Annotated in this window: 15 protein-coding genes; 12 read left to right on the forward strand and 3 right to left on the reverse strand. The window is 52.0% G+C overall.

Features of this window, described 5'->3' with window-relative positions; all coding sequences use genetic code 11:
* The first annotated feature begins 5 nt into the window (after positions 1–5).
* From LX98_RS06335 to LX98_RS06345, 3 genes are all read left to right on the forward strand, one after another.
* Positions 6–482 carry a hypothetical protein gene (locus LX98_RS06335; protein ID WP_496428098.1) on the forward strand — a complete coding sequence of 159 codons (477 nt, stop codon included), beginning with the start codon at positions 6–8 and terminating at the stop codon, positions 480–482.
* A 141-nt stretch (positions 483–623) separates the two neighbouring features.
* Complete coding sequence (locus LX98_RS06340; protein WP_496428099.1) at positions 624–899, forward strand: hypothetical protein; 276 nt, start codon at positions 624–626, stop codon at positions 897–899.
* A 298-nt stretch (positions 900–1,197) separates the two neighbouring features.
* A complete protein-coding gene (locus LX98_RS06345) occupies positions 1,198–1,425 on the forward strand; it encodes a hypothetical protein (protein WP_496428100.1) in 228 nt (75 codons plus the stop codon).
* Positions 1,426–1,561: 136 nt separating this feature from the next.
* Here the strand turns inward: LX98_RS06345 and LX98_RS06350 are convergent, their stop codons facing one another.
* Positions 1,562–3,439 carry a MutS-related protein gene (locus tag LX98_RS06350; protein ID WP_496428101.1) on the reverse strand — a complete coding sequence of 626 codons (1,878 nt, stop codon included), beginning with the start codon at positions 3,437–3,439 and terminating at the stop codon, positions 1,562–1,564.
* Positions 3,440–3,673: 234 nt separating this feature from the next.
* Between LX98_RS06350 and LX98_RS06355 the strand changes: the two genes are divergently transcribed.
* Positions 3,674–4,543 (forward strand): 50S ribosomal protein L11 methyltransferase, encoded by an 870-nt coding sequence (locus tag LX98_RS06355; RefSeq protein WP_496428102.1) that lies wholly within the window; start codon positions 3,674–3,676, stop codon positions 4,541–4,543.
* Here LX98_RS06355 and LX98_RS06360 read toward each other — a convergent pair.
* Positions 4,501–4,896, reverse strand: a complete 396-nt coding sequence (locus LX98_RS06360; protein ID WP_496428103.1) for a hypothetical protein — start codon at positions 4,894–4,896, stop codon at positions 4,501–4,503. The two genes, LX98_RS06355 and LX98_RS06360, sit on opposite strands and share 43 nt — an antisense overlap.
* Before the next feature lie 101 nt (positions 4,897–4,997).
* Positions 4,998–5,165 carry a hypothetical protein gene (locus LX98_RS06365; RefSeq protein WP_312642336.1) on the reverse strand — a complete coding sequence of 56 codons (168 nt, stop codon included), beginning with the start codon at positions 5,163–5,165 and terminating at the stop codon, positions 4,998–5,000.
* 246 nt (positions 5,166–5,411) lie between these two features.
* Here LX98_RS06365 and LX98_RS06370 point away from each other — a divergent pair, with 246 nt between their 5' ends.
* From LX98_RS06370 to LX98_RS06405, 8 genes are all read left to right on the forward strand, one after another.
* Positions 5,412–6,677, forward strand: coding sequence for a TIGR03862 family flavoprotein (locus tag LX98_RS06370; RefSeq protein WP_496428104.1), 1,266 nt, complete (start codon positions 5,412–5,414; stop codon positions 6,675–6,677).
* Positions 6,678–6,883: 206 nt separating this feature from the next.
* Positions 6,884–7,534, forward strand: coding sequence for a tetratricopeptide repeat protein (locus LX98_RS06375; RefSeq protein ID WP_496428105.1), 651 nt, complete (start codon positions 6,884–6,886; stop codon positions 7,532–7,534).
* 195 nt (positions 7,535–7,729) lie between these two features.
* Complete coding sequence (locus tag LX98_RS06380; RefSeq protein ID WP_496428106.1) at positions 7,730–8,293, forward strand: uracil-DNA glycosylase family protein; 564 nt, start codon at positions 7,730–7,732, stop codon at positions 8,291–8,293.
* Positions 8,294–8,447: 154 nt separating this feature from the next.
* Positions 8,448–9,512, forward strand: coding sequence for a trypsin-like peptidase domain-containing protein (locus LX98_RS06385; RefSeq protein WP_496428107.1), 1,065 nt, complete (start codon positions 8,448–8,450; stop codon positions 9,510–9,512).
* Between the two features lie 267 nt (positions 9,513–9,779).
* On the forward strand, positions 9,780–10,118 hold the full coding sequence (locus tag LX98_RS06390) for an anti-sigma factor antagonist (RefSeq protein ID WP_496428108.1): 339 nt from the start codon (positions 9,780–9,782) through the stop codon (positions 10,116–10,118).
* Positions 10,119–10,457: 339 nt separating this feature from the next.
* A complete protein-coding gene (locus tag LX98_RS06395) occupies positions 10,458–11,657 on the forward strand; it encodes a geranylgeranyl reductase family protein (RefSeq protein WP_496428109.1) in 1,200 nt (399 codons plus the stop codon).
* Between the two features lie 317 nt (positions 11,658–11,974).
* Positions 11,975–13,783, forward strand: coding sequence for an ATP-binding cassette domain-containing protein (locus LX98_RS06400; protein ID WP_496428110.1), 1,809 nt, complete (start codon positions 11,975–11,977; stop codon positions 13,781–13,783).
* Positions 13,784–13,873: 90 nt separating this feature from the next.
* Positions 13,874–14,473 carry a tetratricopeptide repeat protein gene (locus LX98_RS06405; RefSeq protein WP_496428111.1) on the forward strand — a complete coding sequence of 200 codons (600 nt, stop codon included), beginning with the start codon at positions 13,874–13,876 and terminating at the stop codon, positions 14,471–14,473.
* The last annotated feature ends 143 nt before the right edge of the window (positions 14,474–14,616 follow it).

Here is a 14,616-nt window from a genome sequence, read left to right on the forward strand (position 1 = left end):
TCTCAATGGTATCTGACATTATGACATTTCCCTCCGCATTTGCTATTCGCTGGGTTCTCTGGGTGTTGGCTTGTGTGCAACTGGGGCTGGTTGGTTGCCAGGTCACGTTAATTTCTTCTTATGATCCGGAAATGGATCGGACGTCAACATCGCTCCAAAAAAAAATGGATGCTTTTTTAACCAGACTTGAAACCCATGCTGGGGAATCGCAGGCTCTCTATTCGTGGGATGAGGTCTTTTATCAGAACTATCTTGTCGACCTTCGCTCCCTGCGATTGCGCGCACAAAGCGATCCCACGAATGAGTTTACGGCCAAACAGTTGACGCTCATGATGGATAACTTTGAGCAACTCCGGTTGGCCCATGAAGCGGGGCCCCTTCCGATTCCCACGATACAGGCCACGCGAGACTTATTTAATCAAGGCTGGCAGACTATTATCGCGCAAGAAATTGCCAAGCGGCGAGGAGTGGATCCCCAGTGATCGGATTCAGCGACCGGGAGATTCTGCGGGTTGGTGTGAAATATGAGTGGTGTGACTTGAAATTGCGTGTCATGCAACATGGTTTTTTTAATGCTACGAAGCAATCTTGACCGGACTAAGGCCCTTCGCTAAGATCTGCGTATGCCTAGACCACCATTTCCAACAGGTCCCCGACCAACGCCACGGATGGCTGGCGCTCCTTCACCGGCTCCTCCAGGCGCACCCAAGCAATTCGAATCGCTTCGAGCGTCGTTGCTGTTTTGTCCGAAATGTCAGACCGCGACGCCAGCCCGTGAACGTCTTCTTTTAGTGCTCCCTACCGGAAGTCTCTATGAATACCTCTGTGCCCATTGCGGGACTTCCACCGGTTCCAAAACCGATCAGGCTCAAAGCGAAGTTCGCCTCATCACTCCTTAAATTCAGGTTGCATCGTTTTTTGACGGAGGATTTTTTGTGCTATGGCTCCGTCCTTCTCCTCCTTGTATTTCGTTATCCCCGCAGTCGGTAGCAGGGAGCCATTTTCGAGAAGACATGCAACGAAAGAAAAAGGTATGCCATTTCAAGGAGGCAGAAGGATCTGGCTGGACCTCGAGGCGTTTCGACCTGGGCACAGATTCTTCGCCGTGGGCTCAGAATGACAATGTGCAATCAGGTGGCCCCGCAAGTACTAAGAGGAGAGCCAAATTCGACAGAATTACGCCAAGATTGATTCCCAATGAAAAATGTGATGACCCTGTTTCTGTTGTCTCCGCATTTAGTCAGCGGGGATCCATCAGGAAAAGTCTCCGATGGATTCCCGTTAAAAAATGTCGGGAATGACATGACAGGTAGATTTTTGGCAGCTGGCGGCAGCCATGACCGGGAGTTTGCTGCCTTCTACTATTCTGCTTGTGAGGCTGATGAATATTTTAGATATATGGCCTTTTCATGCACCGATGCGTGACCGATGCCCACAAAATAAACATAGTGGAGTGTTCAAAAAGGCTCGTCCAGCAAGGCCGCAAGCGCTTGGACGAGCGGAGCGTACGGATGAGTACGTGAGCACGGCCAAGGGGTGAGAACGCGGCTGGCGGCATTTTTCAACACTCCTTATGTGGATTTGTGGCATGACCGGGTGGGACAGGGAGCCCTTCCTGGGCCATGATCCGGAGGGCATTGGTGGTCGGGCAGGGGCCCGGTCGTAGTCGATAATCGAAATGCAACGTGCCTGCTTCAACGGTTTCCTGAAAGTGGGCATTCCGGATATGCCCGTTTCCACTGGCCAATCCTGTGAGTTCCAAATCATGGGTTGAAATCATACCCAGTCCACGGCTTTGTTGCAGGGCCTGCACAAAGGCTTCGCTTCCGGCCAGCCGTTCGCGGTTATTGGTGCCCCGATAGATTTCATCAATGAGAAAGAGGACCGGGTGAGGATTGGTGCTTTTCACCGCCTCCAGAATAACTTTCAGGCGTTTGACCTCGGCGTAAAAATACGACAAGCCTTCATCCAGGGCATCCGTGACTCGTATGCAACAATAGAGGCGCATCCAAGTCCAGGAAAAGATTCTGGCGCATACCGGACCACCTGCCTGAGCCAGACACAAATTAATGCCGACCGTCCGTAGAAAGGTGCTTTTTCCAGACATGTTTGAACCGGTCACCAGAAGGAGATGGCCTTCCCCTCGTAACTCCAAATCATTGGTTACGCGATGCGCACGGGGAATAAGCGGGTGGCCAAGGCTAATTGCGGTCAGTCCTTGTGTGTCCGGGGTTGTATTTGTGGTTTCGAGTTGTGGCCAGAGGTAATCGGGATTCAGATAGGCATAGCGCGCAAGGGCACCGGCGGCATCCACTGTCCCAATGGTATCCAGCCAGTCGGGAAGTGTCGTGCGAAGGCGCGAGATGAGGCGATTGAGTTTTCCGACAAACCACAGGTCCCAGGGTACCAGGGCATTGAGGCCTAAATGTATTAGCGGATGGGCTTTAACGCTGAGCCCCTGACAAATCCGGCTGAGCTGTTTCAAGCTCTGGGTCGGACGATTCTGTTGAGTCAAAATGGGCTGGCAGACCTGTCGCATTGTTAGTTGATGAAGAAATCGGGATCGTTCAAGTTCACTAATCACGCTGACAAGTTTTTCCAGTTCTTCATGGAGGGTGAGCACCCGGCCGAAAAGCGGGTGGATGGATCCCGATAGGAGAAAATAGGTTCCGATATAAAAGACCAGGGGAAGCAGCCAAAAATTCGGGGCTCCCGTAAGGAGTGTCCAGAGTCCCAAGGCGATAGTCAGACTCGTCAGGGAGCATGCTGCGAAGATAATCATTGGCAGATGTCTGATGGAGACGGGTGCTTCGAGCAAGGAAAGAATGCGGGTTCCATTTAGCCGATCGGAGCTAATGAGCCGGTTGGCTAAAAGACAGCGATCCCTCAAACGGGCGAGTGGAGTAAGTTCTTTCACCAATGTCTGCCTGGTTGTCCATGATAGACCGTCCGGTTCAGGAAGATTGGACTGGAAAAGCCAGGTGGCGACGCGGTGTTGACCTATGGAGGAAAAGGTGGTGTCGATCAGGTTCAGTAAGGAATGCGGACCCGTGAGGTCGAGGTCTATGGCAAATGGATGTCGCTCAGGGGCCCGGTGTTCGTAGGTGGGTATGTGTGGCCAATCAAGTTGCAGTCGAGCCAGGCTGTCTTTTTTGATTTCCAACCAGAGCTGTAATCGATGCAATCGGGATTTCAATCGCTGGTGAAACCAGGATATAGTGAGAAATCCAATGAGAAAGAGGAGAAGAAGACCATTCCCGGTATGAAACCAGGCTTGTTGATACACGCCGATCGTGATGGCGGCTCCCGCTAGGAATGTTCCCATTCTCCATCGGCTGAATTGCCGGCTGGCGATGGTGCCTTTCGCCTGCATCCGCTCGGTGCGGTGAATGAGGCGAAGAATCGCCCGTTCTCGTCTATCAGTGGTGGTATGTTTCATAGGGCCTGCGGACATTAGCCGCTCTGCGTGATCCCGTCAATAACGTGAAATTTTGGGAGGTGCCTGGTGAACCAACCAGGCAGGCGCGTTCTCATGGTACAGAGCCCTCAACGAACCCCTTGTTCTCCTTATGGCTGGCGCCGATTTGAAAAGAGGCTTTTATGACTTTCCGCGAAGGATTGGGTGGCCGAAGTCGCGTACTTTTAGAAACCCTTTACCGATGGAATAGCTTTTATGGATGCGGCTGCCTTTGAAATCATCATTCCCATTTCCGTGGATGTCGCTGAGCTAGCAGGGATTCTCGATTGCCAGGAATTTCTTGGAGCATGGGAAGCGGAGGGATCCACCGTGCTGTATTGGAATAAGAATGGAGCAGAGATTCTTCAGCAGGTCCGGTCGGCGTTCAGCGTATTGGGTGTGGCTCTTCCGGAAGGAGCGCTGCGGGTTCATCCGGTGAAGGCTCAAGATTGGAATGCCACATGGGCCGCGTCCGTTCAGCCCATTCGTATTGGCCGTCGCATTGGCATTCGCCCGAGTTGGGCCACCATGGAGATGCCCGAGGATGGAGTGGAATTGATTATCGATCCCAAGCAGGCGTTCGGGACCGGTCATCATGCCACTACGCAAATGATTCTCGAATGGTTGGAAGGGGTCACGTGGCTTCCAGGCATGAGGGTGCTGGATGTGGGGACGGGGAGCGGGATTCTTGCGATGGCGGCCTTGTGCCTGGGAGCGACCAGTGCGCTGGGAATTGATGTGGATACGACGGCGCTCGACTGTGCCAGGGAATACGCGGTGGTGAATAACATCCAAGAAGCATTGACACTTTCTTCTTGCCAGTTGGCCACGCTTCCGGCTCAATCATTTGATGTCATTCTGGCCAACCTGGATCGCAGAACGATACTTCACGTGATCGATGAATTTGCGAGGATGCGGGGTCCGCAAACACAGTTGGTGATATCCGGGCTGCTGGAGGAAGATGAATCCGAGATTATCCGTCAGTGTGAAGGGTGCGGATGGCGTCAAGGCCATGTCAGGAGGCGGGATGGTTGGTCAGCCATTCAGTTTGAAGTCGCGTTTCCCGACTCGTCTTCTTCGGGCTGAGATTCCAGGAATGCAATGAGCGCTTGGTAGGTGAGTTGCCGGACTTCCGCTTTCGACCCGGTGCCCTTATCCAGATTTTTTCTCAACCAGACGGTTTCCGAAATGTGCGTGGTTGCCTTATTGCACAGTGTCCACATCTGATGAAGAAACTCGATGGGAAGGCCAACCTGGACGCCTTCTGATTCAATTCGGTCATCCAAAATGGCCAGAAGATCTGAGATCGCTTCGTCAGCCCGATAAGGTTGGGAAGCAAATCCGAAGCTGGCATGTGCGGCTTCCTCCTGTTTGGCTTGTTCGACTAAGTCATGCATGTATTCCTTGAGCAGACCAATGATACGTCCGGAAAATCGCATAGGGTTCGTGGGGGATTCTCTCTGGAATGGTTGATCAGTTGAAAAGAAATTTCTTTGAGATATGGGCATTCCGGTTCTGATGATGACGGAGCGTCCATCGTTTAATCATCGAAGAGGGTATCGACGTCCGGCTTTACCACGCCGGGAGGAAGTCCCGGCTTCCAGTCTCCGTATTTTCCATCCGGACGATAGAAATATTGATGGTGTTGGCGCTTGATGATCCAATCCTCACCGTCGGCCCATAATTGTCGAATTTCTTCCTGCTCCATGTATTCCGGTCTCCTGTCTTGTGAAGTCTACTAGGGGAGATGTGATCCTGATGTATGCGCTGATGCTATCTTAAATAAAACCGTTCTCTTCGGGCAATTCACATTTTTGATGAAGAGAATTGGTGTGGGGAATTTTCATTTGGGGACTATGGATCAGGCTAGATCCAAAATTTCATACTCAGAGAGGACAATCGACAATCATCACGTGAGAAAACCTTTTGACTTTCACCTTGGTGCCGGTCTGACATGATGTTGAAACAGGGAACAATGAAAATTGCCGTGATTGGCGGGGGGCCGGCCGGTCTGATGGCTGCTGAGGCGGCGATTGCCGAGGGCGCATGCGTGGACCTGTATGACGCCATGGCCTCCGTCGGTCGAAAATTTTTGCTGGCGGGGAAGGGTGGGCTCAACTTGACGCATTCTGAACCATTGGAGAGATTTCTTGCACGATATGGGACCAGACAGGGACAATTCCAATCGTTGCTCGCCGGATTTGGCCCGGATGCATTACGCGAGTGGGCTCATGAACTGGGTGTTGAGACGTTTATCGGAACATCCGGCCGGGTGTTTCCCACAGACCTCAAGTCTGCACCTCTTTTGCGGGCGTGGCTGCGCCGGTTGCGCCAGCACGGTATGGTAATTCACGTTCGGCATCGCTGGGTTGGATGGACCGAGACCGGATCCCTACGGTTTGCCACGCCGCAAGGCGATCGTGACGTTTCTGCTGATGCGGTGGTGTTGGCGTTGGGTGGTGGCAGTTGGTCCAGGTTCGGCTCAGATGGGGCGTGGGTGCCGTTGCTCGCCGGGCGTGGTGTTCACATTGAACCACTAATGCCTGCGAATTGTGGGTTTGATGTTGCTTGGAGTCCGCACCTCCGCGGTCGCTACGCCGGCCATCCCGTGAAGCCGGTTGCCGTTGCGGGAACCACTCACGAGGGTGTTGAGTTCCGGCAACAGGGCGAATTCGTTCTGACGGAGACCGGTCTTGAGGGAGGAGTGATTTATGCGATTTCGGCATGGTTACGCGACGAGATCGTGAAAACAGGCACGGCGCTTCTTCGATTGGATCTGGCGCCCGACCGTGATGTGTCGCGGCTCATTGCAGAGTTATCACGGCCGCGTGGTTCACGCTCGATGGCTAGCCACCTACAGCGCCGGGTTGGTATTTCAGGGGTAAAAGCCGGCCTTCTGAGGGAATGTGTGTCAAAACAAGATTTTGCGGACCCCGTGCTGCTCGGGTCGGCCATCAAATCGCTGCCCGTGCTTCTCGTTGCGCCCCGTCCGTTAGAGGAAGCGATTAGCACGGCTGGCGGAGTGGCTTTCGAAGCCTTGAACCAGCGACTGATGATTCGTACCGTGCCGGGAGTATTTTGTGCGGGAGAGATGCTGGATTGGGAAGCCCCAACCGGTGGCTATCTTCTGACTGCCTGTTTTGCCAGTGGCCATGCTGCGGGTATTGGGGCGGTAAGATGGCTTCAATCGATGCGGAATTCCATTTCGGGAACGTCCTGACAACCGCTTCACTGCATGATCTCTGCTCATAAACTCCTTCTCGTTGCCCCAAACGTAAATGTTTCTCCTTTGTGTAACCGTAAGGTGAAAATCCTAATTCTAGGCGTTGGCATAAGCGATTGACTTGGTATAAAATATTTATTTGCTTTGTCTGACCCTTCATTGGTTGGAATTCACCGGAGCAACGCACAAAGGACTTGTACAAGATGACCGTTACTCATCGAATGCTTTATATTTTATTGGCCACTTTGCTGCTTTCCTGGTGGGTGATCCCTGGAGTCTGGGCTGAAGATTCTTCTCAGGTTCTGACAAAACAGGCGATGGATGAATGCCATGAAGGGAGGCGGGCGACGGAGGAAACGGTTCGGGTTGATCATTTTGAGCGGGGGCGGAAGTTGGCGGAAAAGGCTGTGGGACTGGACGAGCGTTCAGCCGATGCGCATTTTGCCCTGTTCTGTAATATCGGCGAGCGGATGCGCGCCAACGGAGAAGTTCTTTTCTCGGTGTTCGAATATGGACGGATGATGGAAGCACTGGACAAGACCCTGTTGCTCAATCCTAATCATATGGATGCCCTTTCTTCTAAAGGGACGATTCTCATCGAAGTCCCCGGGTTATTTGGAGGAGATTCCGAAAAAGGCGAAGCGATGCTGAGGCAGGTGATTCAGCAGGATCCTCAATCCATTAATGCTCGCATGGTCGTGGCGCGTTCGTGTGCCGAGCGGGGAGAGGATCAAGAGGCTTTTGATTTAGCGAAAAAGGCGCTCGAGCTTGCCAGGGCGGGGAATCGGGATGATCTTCTCCCTGAGGCTGAGAAGACATTTTCGGAGATTCAGACGAAACTGGCTTCCAAGTAAGTCACGATTCGGGTTTTACCCGGTGGCCGGTTGGGATGAAATTCTTCTCCAAGCATTTCCGTTTTATACTCCACAATCTCCTCGTATTCTCCGATCCATTGTCGCAGCCGTGCTAGAGGCCACACAGCACAATTCCGGGCTTTCTATATTCAAGATATGCAGACGCGTGTAGGTGTATCCAACGATCGAGGACGAATGACCACAAGTCATCCGCATTCAGGTCTTCCTGATTATTTGGTCCCCGGGTTATCCATTCTCTTTGTTGGAATTAACCCGGGTCTGCGCTCTGCTGAGGTCGGGCATCATTTTGCCGGGCCTTCCAACCGGTTTTGGAAATTACTGTTTGACGCCAAGCTGATTCCCGTTCCCATGACCTATCAGGATGATTGGCACTTGCCCGCATTCGGATATGGCCTTACCAATCTGATTGCTCGGCCGACCGCCGGTGTTCAGGATTTGGAAAAACGGGATTTTCTGGAGGGGCATCAGGCATTAGTGACAAAAATCACGAGATATCAACCTCGACTCGTGGCTTTGTTAGGAGTCAGTATGGCTCGCATGCTTCTCTCGTCCAGGAAGGCGACCAAGGCTGTCAAACGGTTGTCTGAACTCCCTATTCAGGTTGGTCTGCAATCTCTTACCCTTGGGGATACTCCTGTTTGTGTGTTGCCAAACCCGAGTGGAAGAAATGCCCATTATTCCTATCAGCATATGAAAGCTTTATTTAGTGGGTTAAAGGATTGGGGTCAACCTGCGTGATCCGCAGGTATGGCTGGCCAGTTGCCGGCAAATACCAGTCGTTCGCATTCAGCAGAGAGGAACACGTTGATCTCGCGAATGAGGTGTTCAGAGATAAGTCTTAGCTATCTGTGTTCTTGTGGAATATCATTAAGAGAGGGAGTCGGTTCGAAAGATGAGTATTGATGCGTGCTATGCGGGCCATCATGAAACGCTGGGGGTACGGATGAGTGCTGACAGGTCGGTTTTCCTTGGACTTGTTTTTTTTGTAGGGCTTGGCTACTTAGTGGGGTTGGGAGAGGCTTCGGCCATGCCGATTTCCCAGGCCATTGAACAGGCGAAGGTGGCGACAGTCGGGATACTGCAGGCTGATCAACTTGAGATTCCAGACAATGGCTATGGGCTACCGGTCAGTATTCGCGGATCGGGAATCCATATTGGCCGGGGAGTGATTGTGACGGCACGGCATGCGGTAGAGCGAACCGAGGGAGGGAAAGTCATAATCCCGGACACCATTCATGTGGTGACGGACGACATTTTTGAATTGGCGGCCGCTCGCAAGGGAGCCAATGCATACCTGGATGTGGCCGTGTATCAACTCCAGGGTTCCGAATCGGATTGGCCACAAGCGCATGTCACGTTTGCCGATGAAGATGTGACATATGGCGATCAGGTCTTTACCGTCGGGTATCCACTGGGTTGGGGGCCGGCTGTTAACTTTGGTATGACAGGAAATCCCAATACGTTTTTGCCGACGGTGAACAGTCGATTAATGCAGGTGGATATGTCCGTGTGTAGCGGCAATTCTGGCGGGGGGCTGTTGAATCAACATGGACAACTGGTAGGGCTTATGCATGCCATCATTCAAACGGAAACGCAGCATGACGATCGACGGTGTGCCCGATTGGCTTTTGTGCTCCCGGGCCGGTTGGTTCAACGGGTGGTGACCGCCGTTTTGGCTGACAGGGTGCCGGGGTTTTCGGTGCTGGGGATTCAGCTCCAGACATTGAGGATGGGAAGTCGTTGGGCGCTGGTCGTGGCCAAAGTCACCGGTCCCTCACGCCATGCGGGATTTCAAAAAGGCGATGTGTTGATGGCCATTAATGATGTCCTGATTACCACACCGGCACAATTGAAAAATTATTTGATTGAGCGAACGGAACCCGGCCAAGTTGTCGAGCTCAGGGTTCAGCGTGGAGATTCTCAGGAGCTGCTCTCGGTGACGTTGGGTCGTTCCTGAGTGGGCCTTCAGATTGAGAATAAATGGGTTCCGTTTGTTTGGCTTTCGGTCAGGTGTTTGCCTGTCTTTCCCTTTCACTGATTTTTGAGCGTCCATATCTCATCCTCGGAAAAGGCCCAAGATATACGTAACGCTGGTGAAAGGTCATGAATCAGCCATAACCCTCAAGATACCCTCTAAATGTTCCGATAGGTCCACCAAAGCCAAGAAACATGGGATAATCTACGTGCGAGCGGGTCATGGAAAGAGAAGGAACAATGCCCAGCCATGATTATTAAAGAACGAAACATGAATGGCTTGCCGGTCGTGAGTCTTTCTGGAAAGTTGGATATTTTTTCTAAAAACGCTTTTAAGGAGACTGCAGAAAAATATACAGACTCGAATTCACAAGGGCTTATCCTGGATTTTCAAGGAGTGACCTTTTTGGATAGTGTGGGGTTAGGGGCTTTGGTGGTCCTTGCCAAGAAGTTCCAGAAACTCAAAGGCCGCATGATTATCGTGAATCCTCAGGATCCGGTGAAGACCCTATTATCCGAAATGCATATGGAGAAAATCATCCCTATGTATACAACGGATTCGCAATTTTCGACATTTTCTGTGCTCTAGCTCTCCTATCTCTCTTTTCTTCTTCCTTTCCCCATTGTCTGTTTTGGTACGGGGTATTTGGGGATTCTCTGACGGCTCAGCCACCTACCCGGTCTCTTCCAGCGTTTGAGGGGCAATGTGATGAATCACTCTTTATTCCGGGGTTATCACGCTCCACTGTTGGCGCCTGGTTCTGTCATTGAGAGCGGTAAAGGGGTAGTCAACCTAGGGAGAATTCCAGTACAGTAGGAAAAGATTTTTAAAAGAGGACACAGTTTTCGTAACCGGATAGCTTCCTCCTCACTAACCTGTTCAGGTTTGTCTCGTAAACCCATTTTCACCACGGTTCATCTCTGACCTGTGACTCCTCCTCTTCATTCCTTTCAGTACGATGTGATTGTTGTGGGCATGGGGCCTTCAGGAGCTTCGACTGCATATGAGTTGAGCCGATTGGGAATGTCCGTGTTGGCGTTTGAAAAGCAGGTTCACCCCCGGTACAAAGTCTGTGGCGGAGGGCTCTCCGCCAGAATTGAACAAATTCTTCCGGCCGATTTCAAAACGATTATTGAAGGGACGGTGAATCGTGTGCAATTTATTTACGGGGGAACGGATTCCTTTATTGTCGAATCTCCGCGTCCCGTCGCCTACATGGTCATGCGTAAGACCTTCGATCACTGGTTGGTCGAGAAAGCCCGGCAGGTTGGAGTAGAAATCCGGGAAGAGGAGTCCGTCGTCGCCATTCAGGAATTAGAGGATGGGGTCGAAGTGACCACTGGGAAAGGACGGTATCGCGGCCGGATGGTCATCGGAGCCGATGGAGCGATGAGTGTGGTGGCTCAACAATGTTTCCCTGAGCGAGAGGTCGTAAATATTCCTGCTTTGGAAAGTGAATATCATGGAGACACACCTCATGCATTTCAGTGCTCACAAACGGTATTAATCAGTTTACGCGCAGCAAAAAAAGGATACGGCTGGGTCTTTCCGAAGGAAAAAGGCCTATCGCTGGGTGTGGGCGAATTTATTCGTGGCAGAAATCGTCCTAAACGCAGTTTTGAGGATTTTATCAGTCATGAATCTGCTTTGGCCGGGCTTTCCATTCCTTCCCCCCTAGGACACCCCCTCCCAATTGCCCATTATCCGGCGTATCGCCCTGGACATCGGTGGACTGGAAGGTTGGTGCGGCATCGAGCCGTATTGGTCGGCGATGCGGGTCATTTGGTTGATCCGTTACTGGGAGAAGGGATTTATTATGCTGTCCGATCCGGACAATTGGCGGCAGTCAGTGTGGCTTCCACTATCAGGGATCCAAGGCATCGGTTGGAGGAATATGAAAGGAATGCGGAAGCTGAATTCGGATTGGAATTTCGAGTGGCTTCTCGATTAGGAGCCATCATTTATGGATTACCTCGATCTTGCCATTGGTGGGCGGGCCGGACTTTTCCCGACGCCTATCAACGGGTGCTTGGGCGCTATTGTGAACTCTTACAGGGACGTGAAACGTATCAGACGCTTTGGGCCAAAATTCTCCAACGACTGAAACGTCCATTTGGCTGTATATAGCCAGGGAGGTGAAGTGTGAGAATGGTGGACAGGACAGAGAGTGAAAATCGTCTGTGGTCGGGATAATGATGTTTGAGATTGGCACCGACCAACGTCCTTTGCCATTCATAAAATTTGAATAGAAGAGTGCGTGAGGTCGTCCTTTAGCAAACAGATCCCCCAGCTTGGTTTCTGCCTCTGGAGACAGGTATGTTGGTTGAAAGGGGTCATTTCTTGCGTGAGTCCGGTCTGGCAGGAATAGGGGCGTTCCCCAGGTGGGAAGGAATAATATTGATGTCCGGTTTATGAAGGTCGGACTATTAAGGAGTGTGATACGTATGTCAGCGCTGATTTATGGACAGAAACTTACCAAAGCCTATGGGACCAAGCGTCTCTTCCAGGAACTTACCCTAGGCGTTTCAGAAAAAGACCGGATCGGGATTATCGGACCGAATGGATCGGGGAAAAGTACCCTCCTTCGAATTTTTGCCGGGCTTGAACAGCCGGATGAGGGAAGAGTCACTCGACGGCAGCATCTTCGCATTGCCTATATTCCCCAACAGGCCGATTTCGATTCGGAGTCGACGGTCGCCGAGGAAATTGAACGAGCAGCCTTGGCATCCGGCCTCCACGCGCATGATTGTGTGGCACGGGTGCAGGAGACGTTGGGACGCATGGGGTTTGCTCAAGGCGATCAGCTCGTGGGCCCTCTTTCAGGCGGATGGAAAAAACGGCTCGCCATTGCCTGTGGGTTTGTTCAGGCGCCGGATGTCATGCTGGTGGATGAGCCGACGAACCATCTCGATCTGGAAGGGATGCGATGGTTGGAGCAGGTGATGTCCCAGGCTCCATGGCCGTGGATCATGGTGAGCCATGATCGATGGTTTCTTGGGCATGCCACAAATAAGATTGCTGAAATCAATCGGAGATATCCTGATGGGATTTTTCTTGTTCCGGGAAGCTATGAGGAGTTTCTGGTCAAGCGGGAAGAATTTCTGAATAGCCAAACTCAACAGGCTCAGGCATTGGCGGGCAAGGTTCGTAGGGAAGAAGAGTGGCTTCGTCGAGGGCCCAAGGCTCGATCCACTAAAGCGAAGTCTCGCATAGATTCCGCCCATGCATTGCAGGCTGAATTAGCTGAGACTCAGGTGCGCTTGCGACAAGAGGAAACCTCCATCGATTTTGTCGGCTCGGGTCGTCGCACAAAACAGTTAATGGTTGTCCATCAGCTTCGAAAGACGTTCGGCCCGCGAACCATTATCCAAAAATTGGACTGGGTCATCTCACCGGGAACCGCCACAGGGGTCTTAGGTCATAATGGCTCGGGGAAGTCCACCCTGTTAAAATTACTTGCCAAGGAATTGGAGCCTGATCAGGGAAGCGTGACGTATGCGGATAAATTGCAAGTCGTATATTTTGATCAAAATCGTGATCAACTCGATCCAAAGATGACCCTGCGGCGGACGTTGTCGGATTCGGGGCATACCGTCATGTACCGGGGCCAGACCGTGCATCTGGCTGGATGGGCCAAACGGTTTCAGTTTCAGCCTGAACAATTGGATCTCCCTATTGAGTTGCTTTCCGGTGGCGAACAAGCCCGGGCGGTCATTGCCAGGTTAATGCTGCAGTCCGCCGACGTGTTGATTGTGGATGAGCCTACAAACGACTTGGATATTCCGACGAGAGAAGTGTTGGAAGAAAGTTTAAAGGAATTTCCCGGAGCCTTGATCCTGGTGACCCACGATCGTTACATGATGGAGGAAGTGTGTACGGATTTTGTAGGATTGGACGGGCAGGGAGGATATGGGCAATTTGCGGATTATGGACAATGGGAATCCTGGCTTCGCCGGCAACGGTCAGGCAAAGATCAAACCGGCACTCAATCCAAGAGTGTCCGTGCCACGGCTGACCGGCCAAAAGCAAAAAAACTGTCGTTTCGTGACCAGCAAGAATATGACACAATAGAAAAACGGGTCCTTGATGCCGAGGCGGTCCTCGAATTGTGTCGTATCGAAACAGAAAATCCCAAAATTGCTGCGAATCATCATAAGCTGCAGGAAGCCTATGAAAATCTCCAGTCCGCCGAACAGGAAGTGGAACGCCTGTATACCCGATGGGCGGAACTTGAAGCCAAGCAACAGGCATAGAGTACGATGGGTACATGAACGTCTGTCAGGGTCAGTCGTTACCCGATAGTAAGTTTGACCCTGATGTGGGGCAAAGGGAGTCATGACATTATGATCCTTTCGGCTATCACCCTGAGAATAAGCCTAATTCTCTTGCTCTGTTGGGTGGGAGTAGCGTGGGCCGGGTATGAGGAAGGAGAGGAGGCATATCTGCAGGAAAATTTTCCCGCCGCTCTGTCTGAATGGCGACCCTTAGCGGAAGAGGGACATACCGAGGCGCAGAATATGTTGGGCTATATGTACCGGTACGGGCAGGGAGTGCCACAGGATTTTGAGCAGGCTCGACTGTGGTACCGTCGGGCAGCCGATCTCGGGAATGCCAGGGCTCAGAACAATCTCGGGGCGATGTACCGCCAGGGTTTGGGGGTCCCGCAGGATTTTCAAGAAGCTTTTCGATGGTTTCTGCGGGCTGCCGAACAGGGCAATGGTGGTGCCCAAAATCATGTTGGCCTCATGTACTATAAAGGAGAAGGGGTCCGGCAGGACCTGGTGCAAGCCTATATGTGGGCATATCTGGCCGCGCAGCAGGGCATAGATCCGTCGATCCAAGCATTAGATCTACTCTCACAGGAGATGACCGCTGCTCAGATCACTGAGGCAACAGATCTTGCACGGAATTGGAAACCCAAAGGTGAAGAGGTTGCTCTTTAGATACCTGTCCGACGTCCCTGCATTAAGAGGAGAATTTTCCCCCTTGTCCCTGTGACGTGAGTGATTCCGGTCGTTGAGAGGCAAGGACTCTGGAAGACGCGAGGTGGTTGGAAGGTTAAGCCTAAACTCCGTGACTACAATCT

This window comes from Nitrospira marina, assembly GCF_059568365.1.

Excerpts from the sequence above, each read along its gene's own strand:
- LX98_RS06335 (WP_496428098.1), top strand. The coding sequence starts at position 6 with ATGGTATCTGACATTATGACATTTCCCTCCGCATTTGCTATTCGCTGG.
- LX98_RS06340 (WP_496428099.1), top strand. The coding sequence starts at position 624 with ATGCCTAGACCACCATTTCCAACAGGTCCCCGACCAACGCCACGGATG.
- LX98_RS06345 (WP_496428100.1), top strand. The coding sequence starts at position 1,198 with ATGAAAAATGTGATGACCCTGTTTCTGTTGTCTCCGCATTTAGTCAGC.
- LX98_RS06350 (WP_496428101.1), bottom strand. The coding sequence starts at position 3,439 with ATGAAACATACCACCACTGATAGACGAGAACGGGCGATTCTTCGCCTC.
- LX98_RS06355 (WP_496428102.1), top strand. The coding sequence starts at position 3,674 with ATGGATGCGGCTGCCTTTGAAATCATCATTCCCATTTCCGTGGATGTC.
- LX98_RS06360 (WP_496428103.1), bottom strand. The coding sequence starts at position 4,896 with ATGCGATTTTCCGGACGTATCATTGGTCTGCTCAAGGAATACATGCAT.
- LX98_RS06365 (WP_312642336.1), bottom strand. The coding sequence starts at position 5,165 with ATGGAGCAGGAAGAAATTCGACAATTATGGGCCGACGGTGAGGATTGG.
- LX98_RS06370 (WP_496428104.1), top strand. The coding sequence starts at position 5,412 with ATGATGTTGAAACAGGGAACAATGAAAATTGCCGTGATTGGCGGGGGG.
- LX98_RS06375 (WP_496428105.1), top strand. The coding sequence starts at position 6,884 with ATGACCGTTACTCATCGAATGCTTTATATTTTATTGGCCACTTTGCTG.
- LX98_RS06380 (WP_496428106.1), top strand. The coding sequence starts at position 7,730 with ATGACCACAAGTCATCCGCATTCAGGTCTTCCTGATTATTTGGTCCCC.
- LX98_RS06385 (WP_496428107.1), top strand. The coding sequence starts at position 8,448 with ATGAGTATTGATGCGTGCTATGCGGGCCATCATGAAACGCTGGGGGTA.
- LX98_RS06390 (WP_496428108.1), top strand. The coding sequence starts at position 9,780 with ATGATTATTAAAGAACGAAACATGAATGGCTTGCCGGTCGTGAGTCTT.
- LX98_RS06400 (WP_496428110.1), top strand. The coding sequence starts at position 11,975 with ATGTCAGCGCTGATTTATGGACAGAAACTTACCAAAGCCTATGGGACC.
- LX98_RS06405 (WP_496428111.1), top strand. The coding sequence starts at position 13,874 with ATGATCCTTTCGGCTATCACCCTGAGAATAAGCCTAATTCTCTTGCTC.